This is a genomic window from Sphingobium phenoxybenzoativorans, assembly GCF_018286635.1.
Lineage (GTDB): Bacteria > Pseudomonadota > Alphaproteobacteria > Sphingomonadales > Sphingomonadaceae > Sphingobium > Sphingobium phenoxybenzoativorans.
The window spans coordinates 1,957,916-1,979,266 of record NZ_CP073910.1; the positions used below are offsets into that span (position 1 = coordinate 1,957,916).

Consider the following 21,351-nt stretch of genomic DNA (forward strand, 5'->3'; position numbering starts at 1 on the left):
TATGGCACGGGGACAGCACCGGCCTCAAGGACGACGGGGCCCCACCATTTTCTTTGGCGGAGCGAGCGTCGGCGCTTCCTCTCTCGCCTTGGTGGCCGCCAAAGAAAATCGTGCCCCCCATCGCCGCTGCGCGGTCGGGCTGCGCCCGATCCTTGACCCCGGCGCTCACAGCCCGTGCCTTTGAAAATGCCTCTTTTCATTCAATTCAAGGAGGCAGACATGACCAAGGTAACCCGCACGATCCGTGACTTTTCAGAAATCGCCGACCTCATCGCGGCCGAGACGATGACGACCAGCGACAGCTTCAGCGCGGCCTTCGAGGCAGGGCAGGATGTCAGCCGGATCGGGTTCGGCGAGGAGGAGCTGACCTCGGACATGCCCGACGCGACGGAAGCTCAGCTCGCGACAGAGATGCTGGTGCGCACGATGTTCGACGTGCTCCGCGATACCCGGATGGAAAGCATCGCCGGACGGCTCGCCTGGGGGATCGTCCACAGCTTCCACAAGGTCGCGGGCCAACTCGATGGCGAGGCCGACAAGGCGACGCTCAAGATCAAGGAGCTGATCCGCAGCGCTGACGGGAGCGAGGTGATGATGGGGGAACTCGAAGAAGCCCAGCTCCTCTGCCAGTCGCTCGACGAAGCGCGCGAGGCGGTTGCCTGCATGCGCGACCATGCGGCCCAGACCTACCTTGCCGAAACCGGGCGGCCCTGGTCTTCCCCTCGCGGATCGCTGGTCTCCTCCAAGCGCACGGCCTCGGTGATCGCGGCGCAGGACTTCCTCGCAGCGCGCAGGCAACGCCGGGCGGAAGCGCACAGCCCGCAAGGCCCGGTGGTAATCTTTTCGGGCGGACAGGTCTGGGAAGATCATGCGCTGCTGACCGAACGGCTGGATGCGGTGAAGGCGCGGATCCCGGCGATGGTGCTGGCAACGACCGCGCAGGACAAGGGGTGCGACGCGATCGCGGCGGCCTGGGCGGCACGGAGCGGTACCATGCTCATCGCCTTCATGCTCGACCGGCGCCTGGGCAAGCGGGCTGGGTTCGCGCGCAACGAACAGCTCCTCGCGCTGCGTCCGGTCGAGGCGATCGTTTGCGAAGGTTCGGGGCTTCAGTCTCATCTTGCCCGTGAGGTGAGGGCGAAGGGTGTGCCGGCGCATTTCTTCGCCCTGAAGGATCAGCACGGGGGACAAGCGGCGGCGTGAGCAGGTGAGGCGAGGGGGACCGGTCGGGCTTCGGCTCGGCCGGTCCTCCTTTTTTGCTGGCGTAGAGGTCGCCCCCGCTCGGGAGCCCGGACCTTCGGCCCGGGTCCGTCGCGGCGGCGATGCGCAGCCGCAAGAGCGGCTCCGGCCTCCTGCGCGTGGCTACGCCATGCTCGTCGCAGGGACCCGCTTCGCGGGCGGTTTTGGATTGTCGCTACTCTCGGGCAGGGGTTTGAGCGCGGCAACCGCGGCACCGCCTCCCACTCGGATCGCGGCCGCCAGAACATCGCGAAATTCGCGCTCGGTGAGGGTCTCCACCGCTAGCTCGGGCACGATCGCGGCATATTTGCCGCGCAGCGCGCGGCGGGTCTTTTCCACCTCTTCGACCATCTTGCGCTGGCGCGCTTCGAGGTCGGCGAGGCGTTCTCTGTCGGTCATCTTGGGCATGTCCATCTTCCTGGTCGATGGTCTGCCCGCCGCCCCCAATATCGGGGAACAGGAAGTCGTTCGCAATCCCCGGATCGGGGCGCAAATCGAGGAGGCACCATGACGTCATCGCGCACAATTTTGCCGCGCTGGAATGAGCTCACCTGCGTGCCGCCGGCGGGAAGAACAGAGCCTTCCCCGTGCCGGGAAAGGGCCGCGCCCCTTCCGGTGCGAGGCGACGCAGCGATGAAGTCGCTGCGCAAGAAAGGACGCACGGCCGTGGCCGTATTGTAATGCACCGTACGCACGGGTGCTGCGGCGATAAACTGCCGTAAATCATGGGGTTGCGTTGGGTGCCATGGCACCCGCCGGACACACCTTCTGGCACCCATGGCTTCCGAGCGATGTCGTGACCCGCGCCGCGTGGCGGTTTTCCGCCATTGTGGCGCGGGTGCCATGGAAGACAGCCATTTTTCTTGAGTTTTCCGCCGGTTCGCGCTAATAAGTCACTGCTTCATGACTCTCATCGTCGGGCTTCTCCTTGGGAAGCTGACATGCACAGAGTTAGCGTGCGGGTGGACGACACCCTCTACGACCGCCTCAACCGCCGCGCGGTGGGCGCCGATCTCTCCTTTTCAACCTTCATTCGCTCCATCCTTGCGCAGGCCGCTGACCCGCGCGGGCGCTATATCTATTCCTCGCAAGACGAGGTGCTTGGCATCAGCATCCAGATACTGACGCTGCTTGCCACATCGATCGGTGCAGGCTCACCCGAGATACTCGAACGGGGGATGGGCGATGCGCGCGCTATCCTGCGCGAGCGGGGCCTGCTCGATCCAGAGCAGGACCGGTGAGCGGGGCTCCTGACAGCAGAGCCGATGCGGCATGCCCGGAAGGCTACGTTCTGCCGCCATATCCCGTCATCCCTGGGACCTTGGCTTCACGCCGCTCCTGGTCCTGGGGATCTGCGTCCGCCTCCGGGTGCGCCGCCTGGCCAGGGAGCAGCAGTCATGAGCATTTTCCGCAACGACACATTGGGATCCTGGACGAGGGGCGGCCAGTCGATCGTTCACAATGTCCGCATGACCACCCAGGTCTTCTTCCAAACCGTGATCGCCTGCTTCGTGCTCTGGGTGATGGGGGTAGGCTGGTATGCGATGGAGAAGTCCACCGGCTATGAGCGCTTCGTCCTCACCAAGCTGGCCGAAGCCAGTTTCAAGTCGAATGCCGCACCCGGCACCAATGATCCGATCCTGTTTAAGACCCCAGCCGGGCAGCAATACTGGACCTCGGCGGACTGGCTGCTGGCTTCGGGCCTGGCGAAGAAGACCTTGCACAGCTTCGAGCTTTACCTGATCCACGGCGCGCTGCTCTCCGGTGTGTTCGCGCTCGCCGCGCTCGCCTTCGCCTGGTTCAGCTTTACCCGGACGGGCAGGGGCCTCGGCTCCAACGAATATATTCGCGGTGCCCGTTTCGGCACGGTCAGGCAGATCAAGCGGGCGCTCTGGCGGCAGCGACGAGGGAGTTTTTCCATCGGGGGCGTCCCCGTGCCCGATGCCTTCGAGCCCGAACATATCCTGCTGTGCGGAGCACCCGGCACCGGCAAGACCAACCTCATCGTCAAGATGCTCGAGGGCATCCGCAAGGAGGGTAAGCGGGCGATCATCTATGACACCGCCGGCACCTTCGTCGAAAAATTCTACCGGCCGGGGAAGGACATCATCCTCAACCCGCTCGACAAGCGCACCGCTTGCTGGTCGCCCTGGGGGGATGTCCCGCGCGAATATCATTACGACCAGATCGCGGAATCGACGATCCCCGACAAGACCGGCGATCCCTTCTGGGCCAAGGCTGCGCGCGGGACGCTGGTGGCGGTGCTGCGCAAGCTTGCGCGCGAGGGCGAGATGCTGGTCTCGGTGCTATTGGACCGGCTGCTGCGCTCCAAGCTGAAGGACCTTGCCGCCTATGCTGCGGGCACCGATGCCGCCGCATTCATCAGCATGGAAGGGGAACGAACCTCGGCGGGCATCCAGGCTGAACTGGCTTCGGTGATGCGCAGCTTCTCCTATCTGGATGACACGAGGAAGGGGCTGTCGATCCGCGAATGGGTGCAGAATGAGGAGGGCGACAACTGGCTGTTCATCACGGTCAAGGCCGACCAACTGCCCTCGCTCCGTCCCCTGATCACGGTCTGGCTCGACATCGCGATTTCGGCGATCATGAGTCTGACGCCGGACCGCAAACGCCGCCTCTATTGCGTCATCGACGAACTGCCGACCTTGCAGAAACTGCCCTCGCTCTCCGACTTCCTCGCCCGTGCCCGCAAATATGGCGGCTGCGGCATATTGGGGTTCCAGTCCTACCCGCAGCTCGAAGCGACCTACGGTATCCAGGATGCGGCCGCGATCACCGGCTATTGTTCGACCTGGGTGGCGCTCAGGGCCAACGACACCCCCACCGCCAAGCATGTCTCGGAAAACCTCGGCCAGGTCGAACAGGTCGAGGCCAATGAGGGTATGAGCTACGGCGTCAACGACATGCGCGATGGGGTCAACCTCTCGCGCATGCAGGTTACACGCCCTCTGGTCATGCACACCGAGGTCACCAATCTCCCCAACTTGTCGGGTTATTTGCGGTTCGGGCGCAATCTGCCGGTGGTGCGGTTCGACGATCGGTTCAATACGGTGGCTACCATCGCCGAAGCCTTTGTCGAGCGGACGGAACCCCCGGTGCGCGATACCGATGGCAAGGCGATTATCGACGCCGTCCATGCGGACTCGGATGCCCGCGAGGCCGAAGAACGCCAGCGTGCGGATCAGAAAATGCCGGTAAGAGCTGCCAAAGCCGCGCCCAAAGCCAAGCAAAAGCCCTTGGACCGGCCCGACCTCTTTACCCGAACCCCTCTGGAAGAACCGTCGCCTGTGGCAGGCGAGAAGCCATCTTCCGGGGGGGCGACTGGTAACGAGCCGGACACGCCCAACATGTCGCCGCAGGACTTCACACTGGCACCGCGCCGGGGCAACCAGCGCATCGAGATCGATGTCTATGACCGCGAGAATGGCCCCGCGAAGAAGGCCCGGCCGGCATGATCCATCCCCGTCGCCTGAAAGGTACGTCCGGCAATATCGCCCGTTATTATACGGTGGGCGATTATTACACCAAGGGCGGTGAGGAACCCAGCGAATGGGGCGGTAGGCTTGCCCCGGAGCTGGGTCTTGCAGGCAAGGTCGACCCGGCTGTCTTCCAGGAACTGCTCGCCGGTAAGGTTGCCGGGCAGCAACTCGGTCGCCACCGCGTGGGCGGCGAAATCCAGCATCACCCCGGATGGGACTTTGCCGTCAATGCCCCTAAGTCGGTGTCGATCATGGCATTGGTGGCGGGGGATGAGCGGATCATTGCTGCGCACGAGCAGGCCGTCACCACCGCGCTCTCCTACATGGAAGAACATGCCGCGCTGCGCCGCCGCGAAAATGGTGAGATCGTCCACGAGACCACCGGGCGGCTGCTCTTCGCGCGGTTCACCGAACATGCCAGCCGCGAGCTTGATCCCCACCTCCACACCCACGTCGTCGTCCTCAACATGACCAACGGGCAAGAGGGCGCACCCATGGCCAGCCTCGAAAGCCGGGCCATGTACGGCGAGCAGATGGTCGCGGGCCAGATCTATCGAAATGACCTGGCACATTCCCTGCGCGAGAAGGGGTTCGAGATCGACTTCGATCCCAGGCGTGGCCTGTTCGAGATTACCGGTGTACCGCAGGATTTTATCCATGAGACCTCGCAGCGCGCGCAGCAGATCAATGCCCATGCGCAAGAACATGGCCTGACCGGCCAGGCTGCGCGACGGGCGTCCTTCTATCAGACCAGAGGTCCCAAGGCGAAGGTCGGGCTTGAAGCTCTGCACGAACAATGGAGCGCGCGGGCGGCGCCCTATGCCCGTGATCTTGCCCAAGTCACAGCCAGAGCCGGGGAGCGGGGAGAACGGGCGATCGAACCGGAACGGCAGACGGCCAGCCGGGCCGCCCTGTTCGGCATCCGCCAGGCTGAAACGCGCGAGGCCGTCAGCAACCTTGGGACCCTGTACCGTCATGCGCTCGCGTCCCATGTCGGGGAGGTCCGCTTCTCTGATATCCGCCCGCTGATCGCAGGGCATGAGGAGCGGCGCAAGCTGCTCGCGACCCGGGCGCAGACCGGCGACCAGACATTGACGCGGGGGCGCACGACGCGGCGCAGCGCCCGGCTCGAACAGGCGATTGTCCAGCACCTGGCGCTTGCCCTTGATGACGCCCGGCCGATCGCCTCGTCAGATCGGCTTCTGGCGGTTCTGGATGGTGCAGGGCTCACTCCGGCGCAGGAACAAGCGCTGGTGGCGGCCGCTACCTCGCGCGACCGCGTGACCGGTATCCACGGCGTCGGCGGTGCGGGTAAATCGACCCTGATGAAGAGTTTGAATGAGGCGGCGGAACCGGGGACGACGCTCATTGCGTTGGCGCCAACATCGTCTGCCGTCGCAAATCTTGGCCAGATCGCCGGGATCGAGGCGCGTACTGTCGCCAGTCTGCTGGCAGGGGGCGGGCACGGCATTACCGACCGCCATGTTCTGGTGCTCGATGAGGCCGGGCAACTGGGCAACCGGCAGGCACTGCGTATGCTCGAGATCAGCCGCGAGACCGGGGCTCGGCTGATCCTGCTGGGTGACAACAAGCAGACCGGCGCGATCGAGCAGGGCAAGCCGTTCTGGCTGCTTCAGAAGCTCGGGCTTCCCACCGCCCAACTCACCGAATCCATGCGCCAGGAAACCAGAGCCATGAAGGGGGCCGTCACCGCGGCGCGTTCGGGCGACTATGCGGGCTCGCTTGCTCGCCTCGACAAGGTTGTGAGCGGGGGGGATGCGGAAGCACTTGCGCGCGGACTGGTCGCCGAATGGACGCGCCTCAGCCCCGGGAGCCGGGCTTCCACCAATATCCTCGTGCTCGAAAATGCCACCCGCCTGCTCGTCAATGCCACGATCCGCGAGACCCTCAAATCCGAAGGCGCGATCGCCGCCGAGGATGCACGACTGCAAGTGCTCACCTCATCGGGTATGAGCGATCAGGAGAAGCATTATGCTCGCTTCTATTCAGGCGGGCAGGTGGTGACGTTCGCGCGCGACGTCACCGGCGCCGGGATTGCGCGCGATGCCGAATATCGTGTGGCAGGCGTCGGGCGCGAGGCCAATGGCCGCCAGGTTGTACGCCTTGTCGATGAGCATGGCCGGGTGATCCGTTGGGATCCAAGGCTGGGGCAGGCCCGCCACATCAATGTGTTCAACCGCGAGGAACGCGAGCTATCCGAAGGCGACCGCATCCAGTGGCGGCTGGCCAACAAGACGCTCGATCTCAAAAATGCCGAACGCGGCACGGTCGAGAAGCTGGAGGGCGCACAGGCGACGATCCGCTGGGATCGCACCGACAAGGTGCAGACGATCGACCTCGCTAGCCACAAGACCTGGGATCATGGCTATGCCGAAACCGTCTATTCGGCGCAGTCGAAAACCTACGCCCGCGTCTATGTGCTGGCACCGGTCGGCTCCCCCCTCGTCAACGGCCAGAATTACTACACCGCCATCACCCGCGCCCGGTTCGGGGTGAAGCTCTGGACCGAGGACGAGAAGCGTCTCATCGAAAAGCTGGAACAGCGGTCGGGCGAGAAGACCTCGGCGCTCGAAGGGCTGGGGCGGCTGCAGAAGGATTCTGCGCGCTCCTATGCTGACCGCCATGCCGATCGCCTGGCGCAGGCCCGCGACGAGCAGACACGTATGCGACAGGAGCGACGAGACGGAGCCTTGGAGCGGCAACTTGATCGTGGCCGCTCACCTGAAGGTTTGGGTGAGCGGCTGGCCGAAGGCGCGCGCGGGATTGCCGATATTCTTGATCGCATCCTGCAGTCCGCGCTCGATCGCCGATCCGGACCGGAGCGGGATCCTGGGCGCACGGCCCAGTCCGTTCCCGAAGCGCGGCCCGAACAGCATCAGCCTCACCACCAGCCCCAGTCTCAACCTCAGCCCGACCACGGCCCCGATCGATGATCGGGAAATTCTCAGCCAAGGATACTCAATATGCCCAATCCCAACTGGATCAGCATTTCCCGCTCCCGCATTGTCAACATGATCTTGCCAATGTGTGCGGGGATAGCCCTCCTTGCCGCAATCCCGGGACAGGCCCGCGCCGAAGGAGAGGGCGAGACCCGTATCGCCCACTGCATTCGACAGGCTGCTGGCGACAAGCCCTGGCTGGAAAAGACGCTCTGGGGCCTGCGTGACCAGGAAGGCGGTTGGATCGGTGCCGAGGTGCGCAACACCAATGGCAGCCATGATCTGGGGCCGCTGCAGATCAACAGCTGGTGGGTGCCCAAATTGGCCGGGCTCATTGAGCGGCCTGAATGGCAGGTGCGACATTGGTTGAGGTTTGATCCTTGTTTCAATGCCGATGCCGCCCGGTGGATATTCCTGGCGGCGTTGCATTCAACCGGGGATTTCTGGGAGGCCGTCGGGGTTTATCACAGTCCGACCGCCTGGCGGCAACGGCGCTATGCGCAGAGCGTAGCGCGCCACATGCAGCGCCGGTTTGGGCGGGATCTTTTTGCCGCGCGGACTCAGGCCGAACCGACCGCTACACCCGTTGCGGCAGAGGCGAGCGCCACTGGTGGGCAGACCGCAACTCCGGCGGTAAGGACGCTTGGCTTTGGGGTCGTTCGCCGACCGCCGAGCTGATCCGCGACCGGCACCGCAAATTCAGGTCGAACGAAATGAGGGACGCGGGAGCCATCGCTGGTTCAAGAGTGGCGCTGCTTGAGCGGGGTAATATTGCTGGACTTGCGGGATAGCAGCAGGCTTGTCGCAGCTTCACGATCGAGCGGCCTGGAGAAGAAATAGCCCTGGCCAAGCTTGCAACCGAGTTCGGCAAGATGGGTTGCCTGTACCGCGCTCTCGATCCCCTCGGCAACGACAGCAATGCCGAGTCTTTGGGCGGTGTGCAGCAGTCCGCCGATAACCGCCGCGCCAGCTCCTTCCGGCGCGAGCCTGTCTACCAGTATTTTGTCGATCTTGATCATGTCGACCGGCATCGTCAGCAGGGGCATGAGTAGTCCCCCGCCGGTTCCGAAATCGTCGAGCGCAAGGCGCAGACCTTTTGCCCGCAGCGTTTCGATAGCCTCAAGGACAGCCTTGTCCCGAAGGGCCGGATAGGCGCTCTCCGTTATCTCGATCACCAGATGTTCGAGCGGCAACCCGTGTCCGGCGAGGGCAGAAGAAATCTGCTGGTCGAGTTTACCGCCATGGAAATCGGCCAGTGAGACATTGAGCCCGATATGCTCGACGGGAACCGACCAGTCGGTCCAGCGCCGCAAATCGCCAGTAACAATCTCAAGCATGCGCCCGGTCATTTCCATGGCGATATGGACATCGGCCGTGGCTTCACGGAAGGCGGCCGCGGCAAGAAGGCCGCCATTGCCCATCCGTATACGGCACAGAGCTTCCATCGCGACGACCTCGCCTGTGTCGATACGGACGATCGGTTGGTAATGTGCCTCGATCCGGCCTTCGCGCAACGCTGCATCGACATCGCGAATGGCGGAAATGCGATGGATGATACGGGTGTCGATGCCTGGCCAGTAGCGAACGAACCCGCCGCGCCCGGTCTCCTTGGCGTGATAGAGCGCAAAATCCGCATTTTGCCGTACAGTATCGGCGGTGCGGTCGCCAGGTGCCAGCACGGCGCAGCCGATGGTGGCTTTGGGCACGACCATGTGGCCGTTGCAGTTCAGAGGCTCGGTCAGGCTTTCGAGGATTTTTGCCGCAAACAGGTCGAGATCGCGCAACGCTTCTGGTGACTGGGCGAGGATTGCGAATTCATCGCCGCCGATGCGAAATGCCTTGTCGGGTGACGCGGCGGCTTCGGCGCGGACTGCTGCTGCCCGGATCAGCGAGTCACCAGCATGATGTCCGAAGCCATCATTGATGACTTTGAGATTGTCCAGATCGAGGATGAGCAGCGCCCATGCTCCGGGTGCATCACACGATAGCTCTGAAAGCGCCGTGCTGAACGCTGTCCGGTTTCCCAGTCCGGTCAACAGATCGATATTTGCCCGCCGCTCGCGCTCCAGAACCCGTCCATGGCGTTCAAGCGCAATGGAACAGAGATGGATGCACGCATCCACAAGGGCCCGTTCGCCTTCGGTCGGCGATCGCGCTTCCCGGTAATAGAGCGCGAACGTGCCGATGACTCGGCCTGCTTCACCGAATATGGGTGTCGACCAGCAGGCCAGCAGACCAAGGGGGAGCGCAGCGTTCCGAAAATCTGCCCAGCGTGGATCGCTGGCGATATCGGTAACGGTCACGGGTTCGCGAAGGTAAGCGGCACTGCCGCACGAGCCCACTTCCGGACCGATCAGCAAGCCGTCGAGCGCTGCGCAATATTCATCAGGCAGGCTCGGCGCGGAAAGGGGGTGGAGGAAACCTTCAGGATCAACGGTGAGTACCGAGCAGATGACGCCGGGCGTTAATGCCTCGATTTCAGCGCACAGTCGGTCAACCGTCCCCTGAAGGTCGGCGCCTGTGGCGATCATTTCGAGGATGGTGTTTCGCAAGCCGAGCAAGTCTGTTCCTGTTCCCGTGAATTTGACGCCCGATTGAGACGAGACGGCTCTGAAACGGCCATATCATCATGTGTTTAAGCGTTTGCTAAACGATAGGTTTTCACTTTCCCTAGTTGATGTGCTTCGGTGACATGGTGATCATGCCCAAGTTGATTTACAGAGCGCGGCCTGTTACAAAGCGTGCACCGCGTTTTTGAACGCGAGGTTGGCCATACAGGCCCTGCAATAGTAAGGCTGTTGTTGCACCGCTGTTTTATGCGGTTCGGGTTAAATGATACTTAAAACCCGTCGCCTTAAAACCATCTTGGGCAGATTTATGCGGAGTGAAACGCACCCATCCCGGATTGCTTCGAAACATTCTGGCGACGAATGTTCGCCGGTTTCGTATGGCGCGCGGCCTCAGCCAGCAGGATTTCGCGCTCGAAATCGAAATGGATCGGACATACTACGGCGGCGTTGAACGCGGCGAGCGTAATGTCTCGGTCGATAATATCGAGAGGATCGCCAATGGGCTTGGGATCAGTCCTGATCTCCTCTTTCGAGAAGCAGATTAGGCGGCGTGGACAATTTCTGCTAATGACAGCCCGTTTCCACAGCGTTTCCGTGAATCATAAAATACAGTACAGCAGGGCGGCGAAATGCAATTTCGATATGAGCGCGAACGCGTAATGGTTTCGGAGTTTGCCGATTTACTTGATAAATCTGGCCTTGCTTCAAGGAGGCCTGCGAACGACGTTCGCCGCCTTCAGCGGATGCTCGACAATGCTAATCTGATTGTTACTGCAAGGATAGCCGAGACAGGGCGACTGGTGGGAATAGCTCGCTCACTCACTGATTGGTCTTATGCCACTTATCTCTCTGACTTGGCTGTCGATGCTGCTTTCAAAGGTCGCGGAATCGGCAGGCAACTGATCGAGGAAACGCGAGTTCTGGCTGGCGAAGAAGCAACGTTGCTGCTTGTCTCTGCACCTGATGCGGTTGGCTTTTACCAAAAACTTGGAATGCCGGTTTCTGATCGGGCGTTTCTTTATCCTCGAACGCGTTGAGTTCATATCCCGTCAGCTTCCGTGGAAGGGGCCATTTCGCCATCGCCAGATACTGGCTTAAATTTGTTCACGCCGCCTGAACTCGGTGTAGCATTCTGCTGATTCAACGCGGTTTGTAGGGGCGGTGTAAAGGATGCAGCATAGGGTCATTGCCGTCGACCGATTCGGCGTGATTCCGCGCAGATGATTGAACAGGAATGACGAGGCGTCGTTCGCCGCCTTCCACGGACAAACGCCATTCATGGGTGGCGGTTGCAATTCCTGGGGCTTTTGCCCTACCATGACCCTGCTCGCGGAGACGCGGGCGGAGGCGTGGAAACCTTCTGAAGATAGAGCCGGCAGCTTAGGCTACCGGGTGGCGGACGCGCATGTCCAAGGCCACCCGGCCCAAAGGCGTTCGCGCCTGACTATCTTCAGGTTTCCAACACCCGGTTCCAGGGCTGGCACGTCTCCTTGCGGAGACGTGCCGTCGGCTGCCTGGAGGGGCGGTGCACAATGCTGGAGCAAAGGGCCGATATGTGTTCACCTCTTCTGGACAAGCTGTTGGCGCAAGATCGTGATGCCAGGTCGAGGCCAAGAGTGCTGTGGTCGTTTCTGGCCCGGTTCCCTCCCAAAGCGTTTGGTCTGAGCGGTGCCCTGTGACCGATCGCGACCCAAGCCGTGACCGGGCCATCCTGCTGATGCGCGAGGTTCTGCTGTTGCTGGATGCTGGGCACGAGGACATGGCGGCCGTCCATGTGCAGTGGGCGATCGATCTTCTCGAAAAAGGCGCTGGCCGTTCGTGTGGTAGCGGCGAGGCAGTTGTTGAAATCCTGGACTGGTGATCCGTTTCAGGCGGATCAATCCTGCCTCGGTAAGAAGCGATCTGGCAGGGCGTGCTATTCTGCCCGCCGGCTTTCGGTTGTCATGTGTGGCAGGATGCAGCTTCAGTCGACGAAAGCACGCTCAATCACGAAATGCCCCGGTTTGGCGTTCGAGCCTTCGGCAAAGCCCAGCGCAGCGAGCCGGGCTGAGAAATCCCGGATCATTGCCATGCTGCCGCACATCATCACGCGGTCGGTGGCGGGATCGAGCCGACGAGGGCCGGTCACACCCTCAAACAGGCGGCCATCCTCCATCAGCGTGGCGATGCGGCCCTGGGTGCGAAACGACTCGCGTGTGACTGTGGGAAGGTAGCTCAGTTGAACCAATGCCTGATCCTGCACCAGCGGATCACCCGCCAAGTGGGAATCAAGATCGACCCGGAATGCGAGATCGCTCACCTGTCGAACACTGTGGACAACGACCACCTGCCCAAACCGATCGTAGATGTCGGGATCGCGGATCAGGCTGAGGAAGGGAGCCAGACCGGTTCCGGTGGATAGGAGGAACAGGCGGTTGCCGGGAAGAAGCGCGTCAGCGACCAGCGTCCCTGTCGGCTTGCGGCCGAGGAAGACATCGTCGCCCGGTTCGATCCGCTGCAATCGCGAGGTGAGGGGGCCATTGGGCACCTTGATCGAGAGGAACTCCAGTTCCTCAGCGTAAGACGGGCTGGCAATTGAATAGGCGCGCAGCAGTGGTCGCGATTCACCCTGCAGTCCGATCATCACAAATTCGCCTGACCGAAACCGGAAGCTGGCTGGGCGGCTGATCGAAAAGCTGAACAGATGCTCGTTCCAGTGACGGACCGAGCGAACCTGTTCGACAGTCAATATGGCGGAGGGCGCGAGGCGGGCCTTTTCCTTGATCCGGTCACTCATTGGTGCAGCCCTTCGCTTCGGGGAAGTATTCCGTTTTCCTGGGAAAAATCTCTGCGTCAGCCATGGCCCGCCCCATTGCGGCTACTGAAGCGTCCCGGGTTTCCCGGAGGCGGTTTCATTTGGGTCATGCAACCATATTGAGGTTGTCGGTGGCTGCATAGTAATTGGCTTCGGCCTCGGCGGGCGGGATGTGTCCGATTGGGCCAAACAGGCGGTGATGGTTGAACCAATCTACCCAGCGCAGGGTTGCCATTTCCACCGCTGAAGCGTTTGGCCATGATCGTTGCCGCCAGATGACTTCGGCCTTGTAGAGGCCGTTGATGGGGACTGTCAGGATTTCCGTGTGTGGGCGGGCATAATGGGCAAGAAGGAGTCCCACTATGTCCCGACGCAAGGAGCCGGTAATTCCGGCTGATTTACTGGATCAACTTCTGGCTGGCGGCGATGCCACGGCAGCCCTTCAGCAGGGTGGCCTTCTGGATTCGCTGAAGAAGGCGCTGGCCGAACGCGCCCTCAATGCTGAGATGGATCATCATCTTGGGCACGGCGACCAGGCCGGCAACAACCGTAATGGCTATGGCCGCAAGACGGTGGTCACGGACACCGGCAAGATCGAGATCGAGGTACCCCGCGATCGGCAGGGCAGCTTTGATCCGCAACTGATCGCCAAGTACCAGCGCCGGTTCCCCGGCTTCGACGACAAGATCGTGTCGATGTACGCGCGCGGCATGAGCACGCGGGAGATCACCGGGCATCTGCGCGAGCTATACGGCATCGACGTTTCGCCGGACCTCATATCGACCGTCACCGACGCCGTGCTCGAGGAGGTCGCCGCCTGGCAGGCCCGCCCGCTCGATCCGGCCTATCCGCTGGTTTTCTTCGACGCCATTCGGGTCAAGATCCGCGATGAGGGCATGGTCCGCAACAAGGCGATCCACATCGCGCTGGGTGTGCTGGCCGATGGCACCAAGGTCGTTCTGGGCCTGTGGATCGAGCAGAACGAAGGCGCCAAATTCTGGCTGCGCGTCATGAACGAGCTGAAGAACCGTGGCGTCGAGGACATCATGCTGGCCGTTGTCGATGGCCTCAAGGGCTTCCCTGACGCAATCACCGCCGTGTTCCCAGAAGCCGTGGTCCAAACGTGCATCGTCCATCTGCTGCGCAACTCAATGGACTTCGTCTCCTGGAAGGACCGCAAGCCGCTGGCCACGGCACTGAAGGGCATTTACCGCGCCGTCGACGCCAAGGCCGCCGAGGAAGCACTCACGGCCTTCGAGGACAGCGAATGGGGGCGGCGCTACCCTGCAATCGGCCAGAGCTGGCGGCGGGCGTGGAGTGAAGTTATTCCCTTCTTCGCCTTCCCCGACGAGGTCCGCAGGATCGTCTACACCACGAATGCCATTGAGGCCCTGAATGCCCAGCTCCGGCGGGCGGTCAGAGCCAGAGGACACTTTCCCAACGACGAGGCCGCGACCAAGTTGCTCTATCTGATCTTGAACAGATCCGAGAAAGAGTGGAAAATGCCGCCGCGTGAGTGGTCCATGGCCAAGGCCCAGTTCGCCGTCCTGTTCGGCGAACGCTTCATCAAGGCCATGGCGGCGTAATGTTTAACCGCCCGCCCACACACGGAAATCCTGACAGTCCCCGTTGATGGTCTCGGCGAGGGCGTTGTCATACGAGTCACCGACACTGCCCACAGAGGGCACCAGCTCGGCTTCGGACAGCCGCTGGGTGTAGCTCATGGCCAGATATTGCACACCCCTGTCGCTATGGTGGATCAGGCCATCCTCGGCATTTGGCCTGCGCGCATGGATTGCCTGCTCCAGGGCATCCAGCACGAACCCTGCTGTGGCGCTGGTGCTGACCTTCCAGCCTACGATCCGCCGGGCGAAGGCGTCGATCACGAAGGCCACGTAGACAAAGCCGGTCCAGGTATGAACATAGGTGAAGTCGACGACCCACAGCGCGTTGGGCCGCTTGACCTTGAACGCACGGTTGACCCTGTCCAGCGGGCACGGTGTCTTCGGATTACTGACGGTGGTAACGCAGGCTTTACCGCGCCTTATCCCTGCCAAGCCCATCGCGCGCATCAGCCGCTCCACGGTGCACTTGGCGACGTCGATCCCATCGCGGCGCAGCTGGTGCCAGACTTTGCGGGTGCCGTAGAGGCCGAAGCTGGCATCGTGGACCCGCTTGATCTGCTCTTTGATCTCGTCATCGCGCCGGGTACGCGCCGAGCGCTTGTCAGGGTCGGCAAGCCTTGCGGCGTGCTCGTGGTAGGACGATGGGGCGACCCGCAGTTCGCGGCAGATCGGCTCGATACCCAGTTCCTCGTGATGAGCGTCGATGAACGACATCACCATTTGCCGTGGCGGTCGAGCTCCGCCTGCGCAAAATATGCCGACGCCTTGCGCAGGATCTCGTTGGCACGGCGAAGCTCCTTCACCTCGCGTTCGAGAAGCTTGAGCCGTTCCCGTTCGCTAGCGGCTTGCGCCGCTGGCCCCGTTCGTCGGCTCGCCTCCTCACGGCACCACCGACGCAGCGTTTCCGCAGTGCAGCCGATCTTCCCAGCGATGGAGGTCATTGCCGCCCATTCCGAACCGTAATCGGCACGGTGCTCACCAACCATCCGAACCGCGCGTTCGCGGACCTCAGGTGAAAACTTGTTCCTTGCGTTGCTCATTATAGCTCCTTCTCACAGATAGGAGCCTCCGGGAAACCCGGGACGCTTCACAATGGGCTCGAGGATTGATCTTGAGGCGCTATGCATCGAGCGTGGCTTGCGGGTGACCGAGCAGCGCCGCGTCATTGCGCGCGTACTGTCCGATGCGGTCGATCATCCGAATGTCGATACCGTGCACAGGCGTGCCTCAGTAATCGATCCTGGTATTTCCATCGCAACGGTTTACCGAACAATCCGGCTGTTCGAAGAGGCCGGGATCATTGAACGGCACGATTTCGGTGACGGAAAGGCTCGCTATGAACCTTCGCCCGATGCTCATCATGATCATCTGGTGGACGTTGAAACAGGTCAGGTCGTCGAATTCGTGGACCCGGAACTCGAGGCACTGCAGCGTCTGATTGCAGAACGGTTGGGCTACCGGCTCGTCGACCACAAGATGGAGCTCTATGCGGTCAAGCTCGTGGACGGGCGGTCCCGGGCAACAGAGGATTGAACTACGACGAGCTGGCCGGTGTTCTTCTTTCTTCGACGCCGCCCTTCAGGGGAGCCATTGCCTTCAAGCCCAGACGCGATAGCATTTCTGTGTCCCTGTCATCGCCTGCATTGGGCGCGGTAAGCAGCTTGTCGCCGGTAAAGATTGAATTCGCTCCGGCGAGGAAGCACATTGCCTGCGTCATATCTGACATGGATTCACGCCCTGCGGAAAGGCGCACCATGGAGTGAGGCATCACCATGGAGTGAGGCATGGTGATACGCGCCGCAGCGACTGTTCGCACGAATTCGACATCGTCAATTTTCGCCAGTGGGGTATCTGCCAGCATGTCACCCAGCACCGTGCCTTTCACCGGGACCAGTGCGTTGATCGGTATTGACTGCGGGTGATCGGGCAAAGTCGCGAGGGTGTGGATGAAGCCCACTCGGTCTTCACGGGTCTCGCCCATGCCCACGATACCGCCTGAGCAGACGCTGATGCCGGCCATACGGACGTTGGCCAGCGTATCGAGCCGGTCCTTCATCGTGCGCGTGGTGATGACCTGGTCATAGCGTTCAGGCGAGGTGTCGATGTTGTGATTATAGTAGTCGAGCCCCGCTTCGCTTAGCATGTCGGCCTGTCGGGGTGTAAGCATGCCCAGCGTCATGCAGGTTTCCATGCCAAGCGCGCGCACGCCTTTAACCATCTCGATAATGGCAGGCATGTCGCGGTCCTTGGGATCGCGCCAGGCAGCGCCCATGCAAAAGCGGGTGGAACCCTGGTCGGCCGCTTGTGCGGCGCGCTGGAGGACGGCTTGCACCTCCAATAGCTTGGTCGCCTTGACACCGCTGCCTGCTTTCACCGACTGCGAACAATAGCCGCAATCCTCCTGACACCCGCCGGTCTTGATCGAAAGCAGTGTGGAAAGCTGGACCTCGTTCGCCGGGTGACAGGCGCGATGAATCTCGGCGGCCTGAAAAACCAGCTCTGTAAACGGCAGTTCGTAGAGGGCCGCGATTTCATCGCGGGTCCAATCAGTTCGGGAAACGAGGGATACGGTCATGGCCGATGCGATAGAGCGCAAAATCCTGAGCTTCGCAAGTCAGTCTCGGCAACGACATGAACAGGCCCCGACCGGTCCCAATTGTCGAAACGGGCGTATGCCATTCCTGCGGCTCGTTGACGAGCATCGGAGTTCAGACGCCTCAATATCGGGTCACTGCTCATGCAGGCCGCGCAGCCAGCATTCGAGAAGTGTTTTGGCCTTGTCGGTGAGTTCGCGTGACACGACTGCCATCGTGGCCCGAAGTTCTCGGATGTCGATGCCCGCGACTGAGAGTTCGCAGGCATGACCGATTAGCCAACGCTCGAATGTCGTGCCATCGGCTTCCGGATGGAACTGGAAGCCGATGATATTGGGGCCAACGGAGAAAGCCTGATTTCGGCACAGGTCGGTCGAAGCCAGAAGTGAAGCGCCTTCGGGAAGGTCAAAGGTGTCGCCATGCCAGTGAAGTGTTGCAGGAGCATCCGCGAAGGGAGCGAGGCAACTGGCAAGGCCGGCGTCGGTCAGTGTGATATTGCCGATCCCGATTTCCTTGATTCCGCTCGGATAAACCTTGGCGCCAAGCGCACGCGCAATGAGCTGCGCGCCAAGGCAGATACCCATTGTGGGCAGCCGTTTGCGCAATCGCGAGGCGATCCCGTCGATCTCATCGGTAAGCCAGGGGTAGAGATGTTCCTCATATGCGCCGATAGGACCGCCGAGGACGATCAGCAAATCGATTTTCGCAGAGTCCCATGGTTCGGGTCCGGCGTCAGGCGTGCAAACCCCGGCGTCTTGGTAGTGAACGGAATAATCGGCATCCCTTAACGGAGCGGTAAACGCTCCGAGATCTTCGAATGCCAGATGCCTTATGACCACCGCACGTTTCATTGGATGCCTCTAGCCTGATGCGGCAGGTTCGATCAACCGATGCAGGTGAACGACGACGTAGCGCATTGCCGCGTCATCGACCGTGCGTTGGGCCGCTCCCCTCCACGCTGATTCGGCACTTGCATAGTTGGGATAAATGCCGACCACATCGATTGCATCGATATCCTCGAAATCGAGGCCCTGCGGATCGGCCACGCGGCCGCCCATCACGAGATGAAGCTTGCTCACAAATTGTCCTTTTGGATGGCATCAGGCGGGCACGGGCTCGCCGGTTGCGGGGCTGTCCGCCAGAAGTCGCGCGATCGCGGGTCGGCACGAACCACAGTTCGTCCCGGCATTGAGCGCGGCGCCGATCTGTTCGACCGTTACCAGCGACTGGCTGGCGATCGCTTCGATGATCGTGTTCATGCCCACATCAAAACAGACGCAGACGATCGGCCCGCGATCGGGCGCCGGGGAGGCGGGCCGGCCCGCCAGCAGTTCCATGGTCGAGGCCTCGAACAGCGAAAGCTGGGCGACCAGCCATTCGCGCGGGGGCAGGCCGCCGCTGCGCGTGACATAGAGCGCGGCGCGCAGCTTGCCCTGGTCCAGCACCGCCACGCGCAGCGTGCCGCGCGCGGCGTCCATGCTTTCGATGCGCTCACCCCTGGGCAGCAGGGCCTTGGCCAGCGCTGCCGGATCGCCATCGCCCGCAACCTCGACCAGCCAGCCCTGCTGCACGCGGACCCTGGTGGCATAGGCGGCAGGGATCGCGTCGGGCAGTGCGCTTGCGATAACGAAACCGCGCCATTCGGGGGCGAATTTTTCCACCCGTGCGGGGGTGTTCTTGAAGCCGGGCTGGCCGGAATGCGGATCGACCAGCGGGCGCGGCAGCAGGCCGGTGCGACCGCCGGTGGACTGGCGGTCGGTCCAGTGGATCGGAGTGAACACCTCGCCGCGCCGCTGCCCGTCGCTGAGCGTGGCGCGAAACACGCTGCTGCCGCTGGGGGTGGAAACCGTCACCAGATCGCCATCCGCGATGCCCAGCGCGCGGGCGTCCATCGGGTGGATCTCGGCCATCGGCTCACGCAGGTGCTGCGACAGGCGCGGCGACAGGCCGGTGCGCGTCATGGTATGCCACTGATCGCGGTAGCGGCCGTTGTTCAGCGTCATCGGATAGTGCGGCAGCGTGTTCTGCAGCGCGATCTGCGTAACCGGCACCAGCCGCGCCTTGCGGTCCGGCGTGGAGAAGCGGCCATCGGCAAAGGGGGCGCCGCCCCAGCGCGCCGGCTCCATCGCATCATAGGCGGCGTTGGTGATCGCGGCGTGGTGGCTCAGATCGAACAGGCGCTTGCCGTGGTTTTCATAGGCGGAAAGCCGGGCGTGTTCGCGATAGACATCGGCGGCGCTGTCATAGGCGAAGGCATCGCGCCAGCCCATGGCCTGCGCTACCTGCGCGATGATCCACCAGTCGTGCCGCGCCTCGCCCGCCGGCGGGAAGATGGCGCGCTGGCGGCTGATCCAGCGGTCGCTGTTGGTGACGGTGCCGTCCTTCTCGCTCCAGCCAGTGGCGGGCAGCTTCACATGAGCGAAGCGGGTGGTGTCGGTATCGGCGATGCAATCCGACACGGCGACGAAGGGGCAGGTGGCCAGCGCATCACGCACAAGACCGGCATCGGGCAGCGAGACGGCGGGATTGGTCGCCATCACCCACAGCGCCTTGACCCGGCCTTCGCGGATCGAGCGGAACAGGTCGACCGCCTTCAGCCCCGGCTTGGGCGAGATCGCGGGGGAGGACCAGAAACGCTTCACGGTATCGCGGTTTTCCGGGGCAAAATCCATGTGAGAGGCTAGCGTCGAGGCCAGCCCGCCGACCTCGCGCCCGCCCATGGCGTTGGGCTGGCCGGTGATCGAGAAGGGCGCGGCCCCCGGCTTGCCGATGCGGCCGGTGGCAAGATGGACATTGATGATCGCATTGACCTGATCGGTGCCGCGGATCGACTGGTTGATGCCCTGGCTGAACAGGGTGATCGTGCGCGGATTGGCGGCGAAGAGGTCGAAGAAGGCGCGCAGGCTTTCCAGCGGCAGGTCGCAGGCCTCGGCCGTGGCTTCGGGCGTGCAGCCTTCCAGCGCATCCCAGAAACCCTCCGGCGTGGAGACAGAGGCGGACAGGAAGGCTTCGTCGACAATCCCCGCCGCGCGGCAATGGGCGAGCAGTCCGTTCATCAGGGCCACGTCGCTGCCCGGCTTCAGCGGCAGATGCAGGTCCGCATCCTGACAGGTTTCGGTGCGGCGCGGATCGATGACGACGATCTTCGTGCCGTTCGCGGCGCGTGCGGCCATGATCCGCTGATAGACCACCGGATGGCACCAGGCGGTATTGGAGCCGACCAGCACGATCAGCTGGGCTACGTCGAAATCCTCATAGCTGGCGGGCACCACATCTTCGCCGAAGGCACGGATGTGCCCGGCCACCGCGCTCGACATGCACAGGCGCGAATTGGTGTCGATATTCGCCGAACCGATGAAGCCCTTCATCAGCTTGTTGGCGACGTAATAATCCTCGGTCAGCAGCTGGCCCGAGACATAGAAGGCCACGCTGTCCGGTCCGTGCTCGGCGATGGTGTCGGCGAATTTCCGCGCGACATGGGCAATCGCCTTGTTCCAGCTCGCCCGCTTGCCCCCGATTTCGGGGTGGAGCAGCCGCCCTTCGAGGCCGATCGTCTCGCCAAGATGGGTGCCCTTGGAACAGAGCCGGCCATGATTGGCGGGATGCGCGGCATCGCCCTGGATGCGCGCCGCCCGGTCCCCTTGTCGCGTCGCCACGATGCCGCAGCCCACGCCGCAATAGGCGCAGGTCGTGCGGACACCGTCTGTCGCGGCCTCGATCATGCCATCCCCTGCAAGGCTTCCCTGCGGCCGATGAAGATGCGGCCATTGTCGATCTTTACCGGGATGGTCGGTACGCAGCCTTCGTCCTCGCCCAGCGCTTGGCCGGTCTTGAGGCTGATCCGCCAGTTGTGCAGCGGGCAGGTGACGGTCGTGTCATGGACGATGCCGTGGCTCAGCGGTCCCTGCTTGTGTGGACATTCGTTGAGCAGGGCATAGACCTCGCCGTTGGCGGTGTGGAAAATGGCGATGTCCTTGCCGCCCCGCACCGGAAGCGTGCGGGCACCCAGTGAGGGCAACTGGTCCACCGGGCCGATGTCGAGCCACCTGCCATTCAATGCATCTGGCAT

General features: G+C 62.5%; 18 protein-coding genes, 2 pseudogenes and 1 other annotated feature. Of the genes and pseudogenes, 10 read left to right on the top strand and 10 right to left on the bottom strand.

The annotated features are described in order from the left end of the window. The first annotated feature begins 219 nt into the window (after nt 1-219). Nucleotides 220-1,203 (top strand): DUF2493 domain-containing protein, encoded by a 984-nt coding sequence (locus KFK14_RS09535; RefSeq protein WP_066765532.1) that lies wholly within the window; start codon nt 220-222, stop codon nt 1,201-1,203. 159 nt (nt 1,204-1,362) lie between these two features. Here the strand turns inward: KFK14_RS09535 and KFK14_RS09540 are convergent, their stop codons facing one another. Next, nucleotides 1,363-1,647, bottom strand: a complete 285-nt coding sequence (locus tag KFK14_RS09540; RefSeq protein ID WP_066765534.1) for a hypothetical protein — start codon at nt 1,645-1,647, stop codon at nt 1,363-1,365. 533 nt (nt 1,648-2,180) lie between these two features. Here KFK14_RS09540 and KFK14_RS09545 point away from each other — a divergent pair. The 4 genes from KFK14_RS09545 (at nt 2,181) to KFK14_RS09560 (ending at nt 8,377) form a co-directional block, all read left to right on the top strand. Further along, on the top strand, nt 2,181-2,480 hold the full coding sequence (locus KFK14_RS09545; RefSeq protein ID WP_066765536.1) for a CopG family transcriptional regulator: 300 nt from the start codon (nt 2,181-2,183) through the stop codon (nt 2,478-2,480). A 156-nt stretch (nt 2,481-2,636) separates the two neighbouring features. Beyond that, nucleotides 2,637-4,715 carry a type IV secretion system DNA-binding domain-containing protein gene (locus KFK14_RS09550; RefSeq protein WP_066765538.1) on the top strand — a complete coding sequence of 693 codons (2,079 nt, stop codon included), beginning with the start codon at nt 2,637-2,639 and terminating at the stop codon, nt 4,713-4,715. After that, nucleotides 4,712-7,693, top strand: coding sequence for a MobF family relaxase (gene mobF, locus KFK14_RS09555; RefSeq protein ID WP_066765540.1), 2,982 nt, complete (start codon nt 4,712-4,714; stop codon nt 7,691-7,693). Before KFK14_RS09550 ends, mobF begins: the two co-directional genes overlap by 4 nt. A 30-nt stretch (nt 7,694-7,723) precedes the next feature. Beyond that, nucleotides 7,724-8,377, top strand: coding sequence for a lytic transglycosylase domain-containing protein (locus tag KFK14_RS09560; RefSeq protein ID WP_066765543.1), 654 nt, complete (start codon nt 7,724-7,726; stop codon nt 8,375-8,377). A 62-nt stretch (nt 8,378-8,439) separates the two neighbouring features. Here the strand turns inward: KFK14_RS09560 and KFK14_RS09565 are convergent, their stop codons facing one another. Next, nucleotides 8,440-10,260 carry a putative bifunctional diguanylate cyclase/phosphodiesterase gene (locus KFK14_RS09565; RefSeq protein WP_197421528.1) on the bottom strand — a complete coding sequence of 607 codons (1,821 nt, stop codon included), beginning with the start codon at nt 10,258-10,260 and terminating at the stop codon, nt 8,440-8,442. A gap of 323 nt (nt 10,261-10,583) precedes the next feature. On the opposite strand from KFK14_RS09565, the gene KFK14_RS09570 reads away from it, so the two are divergent. The 3 genes from KFK14_RS09570 (at nt 10,584) to KFK14_RS09580 (ending at nt 12,130) form a co-directional block, all read left to right on the top strand. Beyond that, on the top strand, nt 10,584-10,814 hold the full coding sequence (locus tag KFK14_RS09570; RefSeq protein ID WP_066765545.1) for a helix-turn-helix domain-containing protein: 231 nt from the start codon (nt 10,584-10,586) through the stop codon (nt 10,812-10,814). A gap of 84 nt (nt 10,815-10,898) precedes the next feature. Further along, a complete protein-coding gene (locus KFK14_RS09575) occupies nt 10,899-11,306 on the top strand; it encodes a GNAT family N-acetyltransferase (RefSeq protein WP_082733466.1) in 408 nt (135 codons plus the stop codon). A 638-nt stretch (nt 11,307-11,944) separates the two neighbouring features. Continuing rightward, nucleotides 11,945-12,130: a hypothetical protein gene (locus tag KFK14_RS09580; RefSeq protein ID WP_066765546.1), complete on the top strand. Its 186-nt coding sequence runs from the start codon at nt 11,945-11,947 to the stop codon at nt 12,128-12,130. A 102-nt stretch (nt 12,131-12,232) separates the two neighbouring features. Here the strand turns inward: KFK14_RS09580 and KFK14_RS09585 are convergent, their stop codons facing one another. Together KFK14_RS09585 and KFK14_RS09590 are read right to left on the bottom strand one after the other, a co-directional pair. Beyond that, complete coding sequence (locus KFK14_RS09585; RefSeq protein WP_212610680.1) at nt 12,233-13,045, bottom strand: ferredoxin--NADP reductase; 813 nt, start codon at nt 13,043-13,045, stop codon at nt 12,233-12,235. Between the two features lie 124 nt (nt 13,046-13,169). Next, nucleotides 13,170-13,379: pseudogene (locus tag KFK14_RS09590) on the bottom strand (IS3 family transposase); the annotation flags it as partial. 46 nt (nt 13,380-13,425) lie between these two features. Between KFK14_RS09590 and KFK14_RS09595 the strand changes: the two are divergent. Continuing rightward, complete coding sequence (locus tag KFK14_RS09595; protein WP_066768497.1) at nt 13,426-14,649, top strand: IS256 family transposase; 1,224 nt, start codon at nt 13,426-13,428, stop codon at nt 14,647-14,649. 39 nt (nt 14,650-14,688) lie between these two features. Here the strand turns inward: KFK14_RS09595 and KFK14_RS09600 are convergent. Further along, nucleotides 14,689-15,728: pseudogene (locus KFK14_RS09600) on the bottom strand (IS3 family transposase); the annotation flags it as partial. Further along, nucleotides 15,333-15,447: a sequence feature (AL1L pseudoknot), on the bottom strand. (Overlaps the previous pseudogene by 115 nt.) Nucleotides 15,729-15,780: 52 nt before the next feature. On the opposite strand from KFK14_RS09600, the gene KFK14_RS09605 reads away from it, so the two are divergent. Continuing rightward, complete coding sequence (locus tag KFK14_RS09605; RefSeq protein WP_066764405.1) at nt 15,781-16,221, top strand: Fur family transcriptional regulator; 441 nt, start codon at nt 15,781-15,783, stop codon at nt 16,219-16,221. Nucleotide 16,222: 1 nt separating this feature from the next. Here KFK14_RS09605 and bioB read toward each other — a convergent pair whose 3' ends face one another. From bioB to nirD, 5 genes are all read right to left on the bottom strand, one after another. Further along, complete coding sequence (gene bioB, locus KFK14_RS09610) at nt 16,223-17,263, bottom strand: biotin synthase BioB (RefSeq protein ID WP_066764407.1); 1,041 nt, start codon at nt 17,261-17,263, stop codon at nt 16,223-16,225. A gap of 153 nt (nt 17,264-17,416) precedes the next feature. Beyond that, nucleotides 17,417-18,133, bottom strand: a complete 717-nt coding sequence (locus tag KFK14_RS09615) for a glutamine amidotransferase (RefSeq protein WP_066764409.1) — start codon at nt 18,131-18,133, stop codon at nt 17,417-17,419. A gap of 9 nt (nt 18,134-18,142) precedes the next feature. Then, nucleotides 18,143-18,361: a DUF4170 domain-containing protein gene (locus KFK14_RS09620; protein WP_066764412.1), complete on the bottom strand. Its 219-nt coding sequence runs from the start codon at nt 18,359-18,361 to the stop codon at nt 18,143-18,145. Between the two features lie 21 nt (nt 18,362-18,382). Then, nucleotides 18,383-21,004 (bottom strand): nitrate reductase, encoded by a 2,622-nt coding sequence (locus KFK14_RS09625; RefSeq protein WP_066764414.1) that lies wholly within the window; start codon nt 21,002-21,004, stop codon nt 18,383-18,385. Then, nucleotides 21,001-21,351: a nitrite reductase small subunit NirD gene (gene nirD / locus KFK14_RS09630; RefSeq protein ID WP_197421493.1), complete on the bottom strand. Its 351-nt coding sequence runs from the start codon at nt 21,349-21,351 to the stop codon at nt 21,001-21,003. Before nirD ends, KFK14_RS09625 begins: the two co-directional genes overlap by 4 nt.

What these genes read in the sequence shown, in the direction of transcription:
- KFK14_RS09550 (WP_066765538.1), top strand. Translation starts at nt 2,637, where the DNA reads ATGAGCATTTTCCGCAACGACACATTGGGATCCTGGACGAGGGGCGGC.
- KFK14_RS09560 (WP_066765543.1), top strand. Translation starts at nt 7,724, where the DNA reads ATGCCCAATCCCAACTGGATCAGCATTTCCCGCTCCCGCATTGTCAAC.
- nirD (WP_197421493.1), bottom strand. Translation starts at nt 21,351, where the DNA reads ATGCCAGATGCATTGAATGGCAGGTGGCTCGACATCGGCCCGGTGGAC.
- KFK14_RS09540 (WP_066765534.1), bottom strand. Translation starts at nt 1,647, where the DNA reads ATGCCCAAGATGACCGACAGAGAACGCCTCGCCGACCTCGAAGCGCGC.
- KFK14_RS09595 (WP_066768497.1), top strand. Translation starts at nt 13,426, where the DNA reads ATGTCCCGACGCAAGGAGCCGGTAATTCCGGCTGATTTACTGGATCAA.
- KFK14_RS09535 (WP_066765532.1), top strand. Translation starts at nt 220, where the DNA reads ATGACCAAGGTAACCCGCACGATCCGTGACTTTTCAGAAATCGCCGAC.
- KFK14_RS09605 (WP_066764405.1), top strand. Translation starts at nt 15,781, where the DNA reads ATGGGCTCGAGGATTGATCTTGAGGCGCTATGCATCGAGCGTGGCTTG.
- KFK14_RS09615 (WP_066764409.1), bottom strand. Translation starts at nt 18,133, where the DNA reads ATGAAACGTGCGGTGGTCATAAGGCATCTGGCATTCGAAGATCTCGGA.
- mobF (WP_066765540.1), top strand. Translation starts at nt 4,712, where the DNA reads ATGATCCATCCCCGTCGCCTGAAAGGTACGTCCGGCAATATCGCCCGT.
- bioB (WP_066764407.1), bottom strand. Translation starts at nt 17,263, where the DNA reads ATGACCGTATCCCTCGTTTCCCGAACTGATTGGACCCGCGATGAAATC.
- KFK14_RS09585 (WP_212610680.1), bottom strand. Translation starts at nt 13,045, where the DNA reads ATGAGTGACCGGATCAAGGAAAAGGCCCGCCTCGCGCCCTCCGCCATA.
- KFK14_RS09625 (WP_066764414.1), bottom strand. Translation starts at nt 21,004, where the DNA reads ATGATCGAGGCCGCGACAGACGGTGTCCGCACGACCTGCGCCTATTGC.
- KFK14_RS09545 (WP_066765536.1), top strand. Translation starts at nt 2,181, where the DNA reads ATGCACAGAGTTAGCGTGCGGGTGGACGACACCCTCTACGACCGCCTC.
- KFK14_RS09575 (WP_082733466.1), top strand. Translation starts at nt 10,899, where the DNA reads ATGCAATTTCGATATGAGCGCGAACGCGTAATGGTTTCGGAGTTTGCC.